Annotated in this window: 13 protein-coding genes; 6 read left to right on the forward strand and 7 right to left on the reverse strand. The window is 71.1% G+C overall.

The window, feature by feature from the left end:
* Positions 1-14 precede the first annotated feature (14 nt).
* The 3 genes from LY13_RS00775 to cysC all read right to left on the reverse strand — a co-directional run bounded on the left by LY13_RS00775 (position 15) and on the right by cysC (position 2,757).
* A complete protein-coding gene (locus tag LY13_RS00775) occupies positions 15-1,160 on the reverse strand; it encodes a carboxylate-amine ligase (protein ID WP_253826156.1) in 1,146 nt (381 codons plus the stop codon).
* Positions 1,161-1,180: 20 nt separating this feature from the next.
* Positions 1,181-1,969 (reverse strand): crotonase/enoyl-CoA hydratase family protein, encoded by a 789-nt coding sequence (locus LY13_RS00780; protein WP_253826157.1) that lies wholly within the window; start codon positions 1,967-1,969, stop codon positions 1,181-1,183.
* Positions 1,970-2,145: 176 nt separating this feature from the next.
* Positions 2,146-2,757 carry an adenylyl-sulfate kinase gene (cysC, locus tag LY13_RS00785; protein ID WP_253826158.1) on the reverse strand — a complete coding sequence of 204 codons (612 nt, stop codon included), beginning with the start codon at positions 2,755-2,757 and terminating at the stop codon, positions 2,146-2,148.
* 128 nt (positions 2,758-2,885) lie between these two features.
* Between cysC and LY13_RS00790 the strand changes: the two genes are divergently transcribed.
* Together LY13_RS00790 and LY13_RS00795 are read left to right on the forward strand one after the other, a co-directional pair.
* Positions 2,886-4,070 (forward strand): hypothetical protein, encoded by a 1,185-nt coding sequence (locus LY13_RS00790; RefSeq protein WP_253826159.1) that lies wholly within the window; start codon positions 2,886-2,888, stop codon positions 4,068-4,070.
* A 67-nt stretch (positions 4,071-4,137) separates the two neighbouring features.
* Complete coding sequence (locus LY13_RS00795; protein ID WP_253826160.1) at positions 4,138-4,890, forward strand: enoyl-CoA hydratase; 753 nt, start codon at positions 4,138-4,140, stop codon at positions 4,888-4,890.
* A 10-nt stretch (positions 4,891-4,900) separates the two neighbouring features.
* On the opposite strand, the gene LY13_RS00800 is transcribed toward LY13_RS00795, so the two are convergent.
* Genes LY13_RS00800 through LY13_RS00810 form a run of 3 tightly spaced genes read right to left on the reverse strand, consistent with a single transcriptional unit; the run spans position 4,901 to position 7,196 of the window.
* Complete coding sequence (locus tag LY13_RS00800; protein ID WP_253826161.1) at positions 4,901-5,128, reverse strand: DUF5703 family protein; 228 nt, start codon at positions 5,126-5,128, stop codon at positions 4,901-4,903.
* Entirely contained in the window at positions 5,125-6,204 is a 1,080-nt protein-coding gene (locus LY13_RS00805; RefSeq protein WP_253826162.1) for an NHL repeat-containing protein, read from the reverse strand. The genes LY13_RS00800 and LY13_RS00805 overlap by 4 nt, the downstream gene beginning before the upstream one ends.
* On the reverse strand, positions 6,201-7,196 hold the full coding sequence (locus LY13_RS00810; protein ID WP_253826163.1) for an aldo/keto reductase: 996 nt from the start codon (positions 7,194-7,196) through the stop codon (positions 6,201-6,203). Before LY13_RS00810 ends, LY13_RS00805 begins: the two co-directional genes overlap by 4 nt.
* Before the next feature lie 86 nt (positions 7,197-7,282).
* Between LY13_RS00810 and LY13_RS00815 the strand changes: the two genes are divergently transcribed.
* Genes LY13_RS00815 through LY13_RS00830 form a run of 4 tightly spaced genes read left to right on the forward strand, consistent with a single transcriptional unit; the run spans position 7,283 to position 11,969 of the window.
* Positions 7,283-8,329, forward strand: coding sequence for an LLM class F420-dependent oxidoreductase (locus LY13_RS00815; RefSeq protein ID WP_253826164.1), 1,047 nt, complete (start codon positions 7,283-7,285; stop codon positions 8,327-8,329).
* Positions 8,329-9,168 carry an undecaprenyl-diphosphate phosphatase gene (locus LY13_RS00820; protein ID WP_253826165.1) on the forward strand — a complete coding sequence of 280 codons (840 nt, stop codon included), beginning with the start codon at positions 8,329-8,331 and terminating at the stop codon, positions 9,166-9,168. The genes LY13_RS00815 and LY13_RS00820 overlap by 1 nt, the downstream gene beginning before the upstream one ends.
* Before the next feature lie 33 nt (positions 9,169-9,201).
* On the forward strand, positions 9,202-9,927 hold the full coding sequence (locus LY13_RS00825; protein WP_253826166.1) for a histidine phosphatase family protein: 726 nt from the start codon (positions 9,202-9,204) through the stop codon (positions 9,925-9,927).
* Positions 9,924-11,969: a M3 family metallopeptidase gene (locus LY13_RS00830; RefSeq protein ID WP_253826167.1), complete on the forward strand. Its 2,046-nt coding sequence runs from the start codon at positions 9,924-9,926 to the stop codon at positions 11,967-11,969. Before LY13_RS00825 ends, LY13_RS00830 begins: the two co-directional genes overlap by 4 nt.
* Before the next feature lie 63 nt (positions 11,970-12,032).
* Here the strand turns inward: LY13_RS00830 and LY13_RS00835 are convergent, their stop codons facing one another.
* Positions 12,033-12,740, reverse strand: coding sequence for a hypothetical protein (locus LY13_RS00835; RefSeq protein WP_253826168.1), 708 nt, complete (start codon positions 12,738-12,740; stop codon positions 12,033-12,035).
* Positions 12,741-12,776 lie beyond the last annotated feature (36 nt).

The following is a 12,776-nucleotide window of genomic DNA, read 5'->3' on the forward strand; positions in this document are numbered from 1 at the left end:
GCGCAGGGCCTCACTTACTCGGGCAGGTCACGGATCGTCTCGTCGGCGACCGTGCGCACGGCGTGACGGATGCCGTGGGCGGCGGCGCGGCGCTGCCGCTGCGCCCCTGACCCGTCGGTGACCACGTGCCGGGCCAGTGAGTCGGCGAGGTCGGCGTCGCCGGAACGCTCCAGCGCGGGACGTACGTGGTCGAGCAGCTCGTCGACGAGCTCGACGGCGGGGCGCGCCCGTCCCGTCCACGGGTCGACGCCGCGCCCGCCGAGGCCGTACCGGGCCGCCGACCACACGGCCGCGGGAAGCAGGTCGTCGAGCGGGTCGCCGGGCGCCGTGCCCGCATCCGTGGACCCGACGAGGGCCGTGTCGACGAGGGCTCGGCACAGCAGGGCCTGCAGCAGCGCCTCGTCGGGGGTGGTCGCGGTGTCGGCCACGCGGATCTCGACGGTCGGCAGCACGGGGGAGGGGCGGGCGAGCCAGAACGTCGTGTACTGGGCTCCCAGCGCCCCCGCCGTGACGAGCCGGTCGACGAGGGCGTCGTGCTCGGCGACATCGTCGAAGCGGGGCGGGATGCCTGCGGTGGGGAACCGGGAGTGCTGGATCGTCCGCCAGCTGGCGTAGCCGGTGTCGTGCCCGCGCTCGTACGGCGAGTTGGCCGACAACGCCAGCAGTGTCGGCAGCCACGCGCGCAGGCCGTTCACGGCGACGACCGCGGCCTCGCGATCGGGCACACCGACGTGGACGTGACATCCGCAGCCCTCGTAGTCGCCGATCAGACCGCGGTAGAGGCCGTCGAGCTCGGTGTACTGCGGGTCGCCGCCGAGCGGGACGGCCGGGCTCGGGACCGCAGGCGTGCCCGAGGCGACGAGGGCGAGACCTTCGGCCCGCGCCGCCTCGGCGAGCCCGCGTCTGCCGGTGATCAGTTGCCGGTGCAGTGCGGTGGCCGTGGTGCAGACCCCGGTCGCCGCCTCCACCTGACTGGCCCGGAGCTCGCCGTGCCAGGCCGGGTCGCGGACCTCGTCGTCGGTCAGCCCGGGGCCGCCGAGATCGGTCGGCGACTCCGGAAGGCGCGCGAGGACGTCGTCGGCAGCGGGAACGGTCTGCCAGGTCTCGGGGTCGGCGAGCAGGAACTCCTCTTCGACCCCGACGGTGCGTGGGGCGGACACTCGGTGGGGCCCTTCTCCGATCAGCGCCCGGTGAACCGGGCAGGGCGGCGCTCGACGAAACTCTGCAGGCCTTCGGCGGCGTCCTCACTGGCGAGGATGTCCGGCAGTAGTTCGCGCAGGTGGTCGGCGGCGGCGCGTTCGTTCTCGAGTCGTTGCGCGACGCGGGCGTTGGCCAACGTGCCCTGCACCCCCAGCGGCGCCTGTTCACCGATGAGGCGCGCGATCTCCGTGGCCCGTTCCAGCTGGGCACCGGGCGCGACGACCTCCTGGAGGAGGCCGATCCGGTGGGCCTCCTCGGCGCCGAACTCCTCGCCGGTGAGCAGGAACCGCATCGCGTTGCCCCAGCCGAGCTGGGTGGTCGCGCGTACCGTCGCGCCGCCGAACGGGATGATACCCCGGCCGATCTCCAGCTGCCGGAAGCGCACGTCGTCGGCGCCGACGACGATGTCGCAGGCGAGGGCCAGCTCGATCGACAAGGTGAACGAGATGCCCTGGACGGCCAGGACGACCGGCTTGGGGACGGGCGGCTTCCACAGGGCGAAGGGGTCGTAGGACCCGCCGCCGGACAACGCCTCCGGTCCTTCGTCCTGTACCGCCGGCCAGACGTCGGCGAGGTCGAGTCCGGCGCTGAAGTGGTCCCCGTGGCCGTACAGGACCCCGACGCGCGCCTCGGGGTCCTCGGCGAGCCGGTCGTAGGCGAGGCCGACCTCCTCGATGGTGCGGCGGTCCCACGCGTTGCGCTTTTCGGGACGGTTCACGCCGATGAGCAGTACGTGGCCGTCGCGGTCGACGGTGACGCGGGGAGACATGGAAGTGCTGGTCCTCCTCGACTCGGGGAAGGCGCTCGGGAACCTCGGGAACACGGCGCTCGGTGATCACCGGGCAGCGTGCCACACCCCTGTTGAGTGTATAACAACCTATACAGCGAGGCGTTTGGCATCGATCATCGGTCCCTCACCTCACCAATGCCGCCGCCCGAAAAAGCTCAGGACACGACGGGGTTCTCCGAGTTCGCGGTGTCGTCGACGTACTCGACGACACCCGCCTCGTGCAGCATCTCGAGGATCCGATCGGCGGCGGTCTCCGGAGAGCCCTCGGTGGTGTCGATCCGAAGGTCGGGCGTCTCGGGGTCCTCGTAGACGTCGTCGACGCCGGTCAAGCCCTTGACCTCACCCGCGGCCGCGCGCGCGTACAGCCCCTTCGGGTCCCGGCGGGCGCACTCCTGCAGCGGGGTGCTCACGTAGACCTCGAAGAACGCCGAACCGCGCTCCGCGTGGTGCGCACGCACGGCAGCCCGCGTCTCGGAGTACGGGGCGATGACCGGCACGAGGGTCAGCACGCGGTGGCGCGTCAGCAGCTCGGCGATGAATCCGACACGCTGGCCCTGCTTGTCCCGGTCCTCGCGGCTGAAGCCGAGGTCGCTCGAGATCGTGCGGCGGATCTCGTCGCCGTCGAGCACCTCCACCTCCGCGCCGGTGCTTTCGCCCGCGACGAGCGTGGCGACGGCGCCGGCCACCGTCGACTTGCCCGCACCGGACAACCCGGTCAACCAGACGGTCGCGCCGCGGGTGAGGCGAAGGGACCGGTCCGCAGTCATAAAAAGCTCCTCCAGGAAACCGTTACCGACCTGTGGCGTGCACGAGACAACATCATCCGTGCGGAAAGAAAACTCGCCGTGAAGGCCACAGCAAACCATCCGATGTGAGCGAGTACGCTCCCGGGGCCATGACCCCCGCAACACAGCGTGTGTACCTGCACATCGGGCTACCCAAGACAGGAACGACATCGCTGCAGGAACTGCTGTGGCACAACCAGGACGCCCTCACCTCAGCCGGCGTGTCGTTCCCCGGGTACGACCTCGGCGCGCATCATCGGGCCGTCGCCGACGTGCACCCCGGTCGTTACGGCGGCTGGAAGGAGAAGCGCACGCCCGGATCGTGGAACTGGCTGGTGGAGCAGGCCAGGGCGTTCGACGGTGCGACGCTGATCTCCTCGGAGCTGCTGGCGCCCGCGAGTCCTGAGGAGGCCGAACAGGTCGTCTCCTCGCTGTCGTTCGCCGAGGTGCACATCGTGTGCACGGTGCGCGACCTGGCACGGCAGATCCCGTCGGTGTGGCAGGAGAACGTGAAGACCCGGCAGAGCACGTCCTACCCCGACCTGCTCGCCTCGCTGCGCAGCGGCGAGCTCGACGACACCGCGAGGTTGTTCTGGGACTACCAGGACCTGCCGCGGGTGCTCGAGACGTGGAGCGCCGGGGTCCCCGCCGACCGCGTGCACGTGGTGACGGTGCCGCCCCGTGGTGGCAGGCCCGACGTGCTGTGGGAGCGGTTCGCCGGGCTGCTCGGACTGGACCCTGCGGCCTACGAGACGGACATTCCGCACTACGGTAACTTCTCCCTCGGCTACCCGGAGACGGAGTTCCTCCGCCGGATCAACGCGTCGCTTCCGGACCGCTTCCCGTGGCTCCAGTACGCCCGCAGGGTCAAGGACGACTTCGCCGCACACACCCTCAGCGGGCGCAGCGGCCGCGGCAGCATCCCGCTGCCGAAGCAGGACCAGGACTGGGTGCGGGAAACCGCGGAGCGCTACATCGAGCAGGTCCGTGAGGCCGGGTACCACGTCGTCGGTGACCTGGAGGACCTGCGGCCCGCCGCACCCCGCGGTGACGAGCCCGCCACCGCCGACGACCTGACGCCCGGCGAGGCGGAGATCGGCGAGATCGCGATGGAGTCGGTCACGGATCTGCTCCGTCACCCGGCCGGGTCGCGTCGCATGATGAAGCGCAAGCCGCCGCAGCAGGCCAAGGCGCTGCGGCTGCGGCAGTTCGTGATGCGGATGTCGGATCAGTATCCCCAGGTCATGGCGGCCCGCCGGGCGTACTGGCGTGCGCGCGCCAAGCTCGGGCGCTGACCTGGGTGCGACACCCCGACACCCCGACGGCCCGCGGCGGGTGCCGGTGGGCGGGATGGAGTACGCGATGAGCCGAGTGGAACTCACCGGGGCCGACGGCCGGTGGACCCTCACCCTGACCGACCCCGACCGGCGCAACTGTCTCGACGACGTGACGTGCCGCGAACTCGGCGAGGCGATCGACACGGTCGCGGCCGCCGAGGACGTGCGCACGCTCGTCGTGGTGGGACAGGGGAAGGCCTTCTGCGCGGGTGCGGATCTGCCCGCGCTGTTCGGGGACGCCTCGGAACGGGCGGTCGGCGAGCTGCGCAGGCATCTGCACTCGGTGTACGACAGTTTCCTGCGGCTGCGGCGGTTGGAGATCCCGACGGTCGCGGCCGTGCAGGGCGCCGCCGTGGGCGCCGGTCTGAACCTCGCCATGGCGTGCGACATCCGCATCGCCGGGCCGCACGCGTCGTTCGCTGCGACGTTCTCGCGGATCGGGCTCCACCCGGGCGGCGGGTGCACGTGGTTCCTCGTCGACGCGCTCGGGCCGCAACGGGCGATGGCGCTGTTGCTGGACGGCGGATCGTTGGACGGCCGCGCGGCCGTCGAGCAGGGTCTGGCGTTGGAGCTGGCCGAGGAGCCGCTCGGCAGGGCCCACGAACTGGCGGACCGGTGGGCCGGGCACGATCCGGCGTTGACGCGGGACATCAAGACGGCGGTCGGTATCGCCGCGAGCGGCGACTTCGACGCCACGCTCGAGTTCGAGGCGTGGGCCCAGGCCTCCAGTGCGACGGGGCCGAAGATCCGCGAGGTCGTGGAGCGGTTCCGGAAGTGACGCGCCGGCGTCAGGCCACGACGCCCTGCGTGGCCAGCAGGTCCCGGGTGCGGCGGCGACGGCGCAGCCACACCTTGCGGGTGCCGTCGGAGTAGAGCCGCACGTTGGACAGTTCCCAGCCGGTGAACTCGGCCTGGATGGCCAGCTGCACGGATGCGGTCACGCGGGAGACACCGGGCGGGAGCTGGACCCGCTGGTACTCCCAATCGTCGTCGACCACCGCTTCCGCACTCGTCATGGCGTGATCACCTGGATACCTTCCTCGGCTGCCGAACCGATGACGACCTGCGACGTCTGCTCATCGACGGTAACGGAATCGGGCTGGCGAACGGTGGGTAGCCGGAACTTTTCCTCCGGTTGTCCGCCGCGTACGTCGTAGCCGACGACCTCGTTGCGTTCGGTGAGCGTGACCCACGCGACGTGGCGTTTCGCGTCGTAGGCGACGCCGTAGGCCCCGCCGGGCACGGGCTGTCGCTGGCGCAGCAGCAGGGGGTCGGTGTCGAAGGCGAGCAGGGCGCCGTTGCGGGCGTCGGTGACGAGTACGCGGCCGTACTCGTCGGTCGTGGCGTCGGCTGCGCCCTGGCCCGCGCGCAGCCCCTCGCCGATCGTGTGGTCGGCGAGGTCCAGCGAGAACACGGCGGTGCGGAGCTGGTCGAGCACGACCGCGCCGCCGCCTGCGACGAGGACGTCGTCGGCGCTGTAGAGGTCGTCGCGAACGGTGCGGACGGGGGAGTCGTCGGCGTCGAGGACCTGGACGGCCTTGGCGTCGCGGAGCGCGACGAGGGTGCGGTCGCCGTCGGCGGCCACGCCGGTGGGAACGCCGTCGACCTCGACGACCTCGGCCGTGCCGGTGGCGACGTCGATCCGGGCGAAGGCCTTCGCGTCCGGCATGGTGGCCACGATCGTGCCGTCGACGGTGCGCAGGCTGCCGGCTTCGCCCGGCAACCGCACCGTGCGTGGTGCGGCTCCGGGATCGTCGAGGTCGTGGAGGTGCACGGCGTCCTCGCCCGCGAGCGCGGCCGCGAGCGTGCCGTCCGTGGCGGCCAGGTCGGTGACGTCGCCGCCTGCGGGGACGACCCGGCCTGCCGGGTCCTCGGTCGTCGCGGGTGACGGTGCGGCGCTCGCCCGTTCGGGATTCTCGACGACCTGGAGTTGGTCGCCGCCTGCGCCCGTGTCGGAACATCCGGTCAGCACCAGTGCGGACGTGATCGCGAGGGCGGCCAGACTGCGGGTCCGTACCGGTCCGCGGCGCCGGGACGTGCGGGATGACGACGAGCGGGATGACGACGTGCGGAGTGCGGACGGCGCGGTCACGGGGAGTCCTCGTTGCGGTCGGTGGAGTCGGCCGTTCGTGTCGGAGCGGTGCCGCCGTCGGGTTTGCTGACGTCGTCGAGGGCGCCGCGGATGGCGTCCGGCAGGGTCAGTTCCTCGGCGGCGAGTGAGCCGGCGAGCTGGGTGGCGTCGCGGGCTCCGACGACGGGGGCGACGACGCCCGGCCGGTCGCGGACCCAGGCCAGGGCGACGGCCAGGGGCGAGGTGCCGAGTCCCTCGGCCGCCGTGGCGACGGCCTCGACGATGCGGCTCGCCCGGTCGGTGCGGTGGTGGTCGACGTAGCCGCCGTAGGCCGGGTCGGCGCCGCGGGAGTCGGCGGGGGTGCCCGAGCGGTACTTGCCCGTCAGCACGCCGCGTCCGAGGGGTGCCCACGGCAGCAGGCCGATATCGTGATGGCCCGCCGCGGGCACGATCTCCCGTTCCGGGGTGCGTTCGAGCAGCGAGTACTCGCTCTGGGTGGAGACGATCCGGGTGGTGCGCATGCCGCACGCCGCGGTGGCCAGTTGCCATCCGGCGTAGTTGGAGACGCCGACGTAGCGGACCTTGCCGCTGGTGACGGCGTGGTCGAGCGCGGAGAGGGTCTCCTCGATCGGCACGGCCGGGTCCCAGGCGTGCACCTGCCACAGGTCGATGTGGTCGACGCCGAGGCGCCGCAGCGAGCCGTCGAGCGCGGCCAGCAGCGACCCGCGGGACGCGCCACCGCCGAAGGGGCCGGCCTCGCGGCGGGCCGCGGCCTTCGTGGCGAGCACGATGTCTTCCCGGGGGACGAGGTCGGCCAGCAGGGAGCCGAGGATCCGTTCGCTCTCGCCGTCACCGTAGACGTCGGCCGTGTCGACGAGCGTGCCTCCCGCGTCGACGAAGGCCACGAGCTGGTTGGCGGCTTCTTCGGTGTCGGTGCCGGTGCCCCATGACAACGTGCCGAGGCCCATGCGGGACACCTGCGCGCCCGAAGCGCCGAGCGGGCGACATTCCATGACTGCCCAGCGTAGTCATCACCCGTCCGGGAGATTGACCAAGGCACCATCGGCGGCATGTCCCGCCACCGATAGTGTCGCTGCCCGTGCGACTGGGATTGAATCTCGGCTACTGGGGCGCCGGGAACGACGCGAGCAACTTGACCTTGGCCAAACATGCCGACGAGCTCGGCTTCTCCGTCGTGTGGGCGGCGGAGGCGTACGGCTCGGATGCGCCGACGGTGCTGTCGTGGATCGCCGCGCAGACGTCGAACATCGACGTCGGGAGTGCGGTGCTGCAGATCCCCGCGCGGACGCCGGCCACGACGGCGATGACGGCGGCGACGCTCGACTCGCTGTCGGGCGGCCGGTTCCGCCTGGGACTCGGGGTATCCGGCCCGCAGGTGTCGGAGGGCTGGCACGGTGTCCGGTTCACGTCGCCGCTGGGCCGCACGCGCGAGTACATGGACATCGTGCGGGCTGCGCTGCGCCGCGAGAAGGTCTCGTACGAGGGTGAGCACTTCCGGCTTCCGCTGCCGGACGGTCCCGGCAAGGCGCTGCGGCTGACCGTGCACCCGGTGCGTGAGCACATCCCGATGTACCTCGCCGCGATCGGCCCGAAGAACGTCGAGCTGACCGGTGAGCTCGCCGACGGCTGGCTCCCGGTGTTCTTCTCGCCCGAACACGCGGGCGACCAGCTGGCGCAGTTGCGCACCGGTGCGGAGAAGTCGGGTCGAGACCTGTCGTCGTTCGACATCGCGCCGACCGTGCCGCTCGTGCCGGGTGACGACTGGCGGGAGTGCGCCGACTCGGTGCGGGCGTACGCGGCGCTGTACCTCGGCGGCATGGGCAGCAAGGACAAGAACTTCTACAACCGGCTCGCGGTGCGGATGGGCTTCGAGGCCGAGGCCGCCGAGGTGCAGGAGAAGTTCCTCGCGAAGGATCACGCGGGGGCGATGGCCGCGGTGCCTGCTGAGTTCCTCGACGCGACGTCGCTGCTGGGGCCGAAGGAGCGGATCGCCGAGCGGCTGGCGGCGTTCGCGGAGGCCGGTGCGACGACGGTGAGCCTGTCGCCGTTCGTGGCGCCCGAGCAGGGCTTCGACGCACTGCGCACGGCCGTCGACGCGCTCGAGTTGGCGGGGGTGGCCGGCTGATGGGGTGGTTCGAGGCTCTCGTCCTGGGCATCGTCCAGGGGTTGACGGAGTTCCTGCCGATCTCGTCGAGCGCGCACCTGCGCGTGACGGCGGCGTTCGCGGGCTGGGGCGACCCGGGTGCGGCGTTCACCGCGGTCACACAGATCGGCACCGAACTGGCGGTCCTGCTGTTCTTCGGGAAGAAGATCATCAGCATTCTGAAGAACTGGTTCTTCTCGATCTACCGGCCCGAGTACCGGCGTGACCCGGACGCCCGCATGGGCTGGCTGATCATCGTCGGGTCGATCCCGATCGGTGTGCTGGGATTGCTGTTCCAGGAACAGATCGAGCACGTGTTCCGTGACCTGCGGCTCATCGCCACGACGCTGATCGTGTTCGGCATCTTCCTGCTGCTGGCCGACCGGATGGGCAGGCAGGACCGCGATCTGGACCAGCTGACCGTCAAGCACGGTCTGACGTACGGGTTCTTCCAGGCGCTCGCGCTGGTGCCCGGCGTGTCGCGGTCGGGCGGCACGATCACCGGTGGCCGCCTGATGGGCTACAGCCGGTCGGCGGCCGCGGAGTACTCGTTCCTGCTCGCGGTGCCCGCGGTGCTGGCGTCCGGTTTCTACAAGCTCGCCGACATCGGTGACGGCGAGGGACCGGCGTGGGGTCCGACGATCCTGGCGACGGTCGTGGCGTTCGCCGTCGGTTACGCGGTCGTCGCGTGGCTGATGTCGTACATCAAGCGGCACTCGTTCCTGCCGTTCGTGATCTACCGGGTGGCGCTGGGCCTGCTGCTGTACGTGCTGGTGTTCACCGGTGTCCTCGACCCGAACGCCGGACCGGTGGAGAGCTGATCGACACGCGGGTGTCGGCGTAGGGTGACGGGCGTGGGAACCGTCATTCTGCTGCGGCACGGCCGGTCGACGGCGAACGGCTCGGGTGTGCTCGCCGGACGTATGCCGAAGGTCGGCCTGGACGACACTGGGCGCGGGCAGGCGCAACGGTTGGTGGATCGCCTCGCCGACGTGCCGTTGGCCGCGCTCGTGTCGTCGCCGCTGCTGCGGTGCAAGCAGACGCTCGAGCCGCTCGCCAAGGCGCGCGGGCTCACGCGGGTGACCGAGTCACGGTTATCCGAAGTGGACTACGGCGACTGGACCGGCCGGGAGCTGAAGACCCTCGCGAAGGAGCCGCTGTGGCGGGTCGTGCAGGCGCATCCGTCGGCTGCGGTGTTCCCCGGTGGGGAGGGACTCGCGGGGGTGCAGGCGCGGGCGGTTGCGGCCGTGCGGGAGCACGACGCGCGGCTCACCGCCGAACACGGTGAGCACGTCGTGTGGGCGCTGTGCAGCCACGGCGACGTGATCAAGGCGATCCTCGCCGACGCGCTCGGCCAGCATCTCGACGGTTTCCAGCGCATCGTCGTCGACCCGGGTTCGCTGTCGGTCGTGCGCTACAGCGAGACGCGGCCGTTCGTGCTGCGCATCAACGACAACGCGGGGGACCTGTCCGGAGTCGTGCCCCCGAAACCCGCCAAGCGTGGCCGCAGGCGCCGGAAGGGCGCCGACTCCTCCGACGCCGTTCCCGGTGGGACCACTGGACGAAAGGACAACGCGTGACCGACAACCCGCTGCTGGCGCCGAGCGACCTGCCGTACGGGCTGCCGCTGTTCGACCGCATCTCCGACGAGCATTTCCTGCCCGCCTTCGAGACGGCGCTGGCCGAGCACCGGGCGGAGATCGCGGCGATCGTGGACGATCCGGAACCGCCGTCGTTCGAGAACACGATCGTCGCGCTCGAGTGTTCGGGGCAGCTGCTGCACCGGGTGTCGCAGATACTGTTCAACCTGACCGCTGCGGATGCCAACGACGCGCGCCGGGCGGTGCAGACCGAGATCGCTCCGCGGCTGGCGGCGCACTCGGACGCGGTCCATCTCGACGCGGCGCTGTTCGCCCGTGTCGACGCGGTGCACGCCCGGCGGGACGAGCTCGACCTCACGCCCGAACAGGACTGGCTGCTGCACCGCACCCACGTCGCATTCACCCGTGCCGGCGCGGGCCTGCCCGAGGACAAGCAGGCCCGGCTGCGGGAACTCAACGAGGAGCTGTCCCGGCTCGAGACCCGGTTCCAGGACAACCTCCTCGCCGACACCAACGAGCTGGCCGTGCTGGTGTCCACACGCGACGAGCTGGCGGGGCTGTCCGACGACGCGGTCACCGCGGCCGCCGAAGCGGCCACCGCGCGCGGCGAGGACGGCAAGTACCTGCTCACGCTCGGGCTGCCGTCCGCCCAGCCGGTGCTGGCGTCGTTGGAGAACCGCGACCTGCGCAAGCGCGTGTTCACCGCGTCGGTCTCGCGCGGGGGACGGGGTAACGAACACGACAACAAGGAGATCCTGGCCACGATCGCCCGGTTGCGGGCCGAACGTGCCGCGGTGCTCGGGTACCCGAATCACGCCGCGTACGCCATCGAGGACCAGACCGCCGGGTCGGCCGAGGCCGCGGTGTCCATGCTGGAACGGTTGGCGCCCGCCGCCGTCGCCAACGCGAACGCCGAGGCCGCCGAACTGCAGGAGGACCTGGCCGCCGACGGCGTCGAGGGCGAGCTGCAGCCGTGGGACTGGGCCTACTACGCCGAGCGGGTCCGCAAGCGCAGGTTCGACATCGACGACGCCGCGTTGCGGCCCTACTTCGAGCTGGAGCGGGTGCTCGTCGACGGCGTGTTCCATGCGGCGGGCAAGCTGTACGGGCTCACGTTCGCCGAACGGTCGGACCTGGCCGGCTACCACCCCGATGTGCGGGTGTGGGAGGTGTTCGACGCCGACGGCGGCCCGCTCGGGCTGTACCTGGGTGACTTCTTCACACGCGACGCCAAGCGGGGCGGGGCGTGGATGAACAACCTCGTCGAGCAGTCGCGCCTGCTGGGGCAGCGTCCGGTGGTGGTGAACAACCTGAACATCACCAAGCCCGCCGACGGCGAGCCCGCGCTGCTCACCTACGACGAGGTGACCACGCTGTTCCACGAGTTCGGGCACGCCCTGCACGGGTTGGTGTCCGATGTGGAGTACCAGTCGCTGGAGGGCACGAACGTGCCGCGCGACTTCGTCGAGTTCCCGTCGCAGGTCAACGAGATGTGGGCGCTGTGGCCGGAGGTGCTCGCCAACTACGCGCGGCACCATCGCACCGGCGAGCCGTTGCCGCAGGAGACGGCGGCGAAGCTGGAGGAGGCGAGCCGCTACGGCGAGGGTTTCCGCACCACGGAGTATCTCGCGGCGTCGTTGCTGGACCTCGCGTGGCACACCATCGGGCCGGACGCCGAGGTGGACGACGTCGACCGGTTCGAGGCCGAGGCGCTGCAGAAGGCCGGTGTCGCGCTCGCGACGGTCCCGCCGCGGTACCGCAGCACCTACTTCGCGCACGTGTTCAGCAATGCCTACGCGGCCGGGTACTACTCGTACATCTGGTCCGAGGTCCTGGACGCCGAGTCGGTGGAGTGGTTCCGGGAGAACGGAGGACTGGCGCGGGAGAACGGCGACCGCTTCCGTGCGGAGCTGCTCGCCAAGGGCGGCAGCGTGGACGTGATGGAGGCGTTCCGCGCCTTCCGCGGCCGTGACCCGCAGCTGCAGCCGTTGCTCGAACGCCGCGGGCTCACCGCTGCGTGACGAGCCGTCGACCGGCCCGGACACGGCGGGTGTCCGGGCCGGTGCCGCGGCTGCGGTCCGGCCTCACTTGGTCCAGACGACCGGGTTGTCCTCGTAGTCGGGGGCGTCGGTGAAGTGGGCTTCCGTCACGTCGCCGCGGGCCGAACCCTCGATGGTGCAGCTCTCGTACGAGGCACCCTGCTCGTTGAACTCCGACGGCGCGGACTCGCTCTCGCACTGGTCCACACCGCCGATCACGGTGAGCATGGCTCCGGTCGAGTCGCCGCCCGCGAGCCGGCCGTCGAGGTCGACCCTCGAGTACTTCAGGTCGTCGCCGCCGACGTTCTCGACCGTGAAGCTGATGTAGTGGGGCGTGATGCGTGAGTCGACCGACGATCCGTCGCTCTTCTTCGGCAGGTCGGAGGCCGAGCCCTTCTCGATACCGGTCACCGTGATGGCGATGGTGCCCTTCGTGTCGTCGGTGTACTCGAACGGCACGACGGCACGCTCGCCGACTTTCAGCTCCGTGCCGGGGGCGGTGACGTCGTCGTCGATCGGCAGGGCGCTCACGTCGCCACCGTCGCCACCGTCGTCGTCCGGTGCTTCCGACGATTCGGCGGGCGCTGCGCTGCTCGTCGCCGTGGAGTCCTGCTCCTGCGGCTCGGCGGCGCCCTCTTCCTCGCCGCCGCAGGCCGACAGGGCCAGGCCGATGGTCGCGACAACTGCCGCCGATGCGGCGATACGTCCGTTGCGCACGGTTACCTCACTCTGCGTCGTCAGTGCTGCCGCCATGGCAGCGTCTGAAGAAACGACGCATCCGGCATGTCC

Origin of the sequence: Prauserella aidingensis, assembly GCF_024171865.1 — a bacterium.
In the GTDB taxonomy this organism is placed as follows: Bacteria; Actinomycetota; Actinomycetes; order Mycobacteriales; family Pseudonocardiaceae; genus Prauserella; species Prauserella aidingensis.

Bases quoted from the DNA above. Each gene is read 5' to 3' on its own strand.
- LY13_RS00835 (WP_253826168.1), bottom strand. From the start codon at position 12,740: ATGGCGGCAGCACTGACGACGCAGAGTGAGGTAACCGTGCGCAACGGA.
- cysC (WP_253826158.1), bottom strand. From the start codon at position 2,757: ATGACTGCGGACCGGTCCCTTCGCCTCACCCGCGGCGCGACCGTCTGG.
- LY13_RS00820 (WP_253826165.1), top strand. From the start codon at position 8,329: ATGGGGTGGTTCGAGGCTCTCGTCCTGGGCATCGTCCAGGGGTTGACG.
- LY13_RS00795 (WP_253826160.1), top strand. From the start codon at position 4,138: ATGAGCCGAGTGGAACTCACCGGGGCCGACGGCCGGTGGACCCTCACC.
- LY13_RS00790 (WP_253826159.1), top strand. From the start codon at position 2,886: ATGACCCCCGCAACACAGCGTGTGTACCTGCACATCGGGCTACCCAAG.
- LY13_RS00800 (WP_253826161.1), bottom strand. From the start codon at position 5,128: ATGACGAGTGCGGAAGCGGTGGTCGACGACGATTGGGAGTACCAGCGG.
- LY13_RS00780 (WP_253826157.1), bottom strand. From the start codon at position 1,969: ATGTCTCCCCGCGTCACCGTCGACCGCGACGGCCACGTACTGCTCATC.
- LY13_RS00810 (WP_253826163.1), bottom strand. From the start codon at position 7,196: ATGGAATGTCGCCCGCTCGGCGCTTCGGGCGCGCAGGTGTCCCGCATG.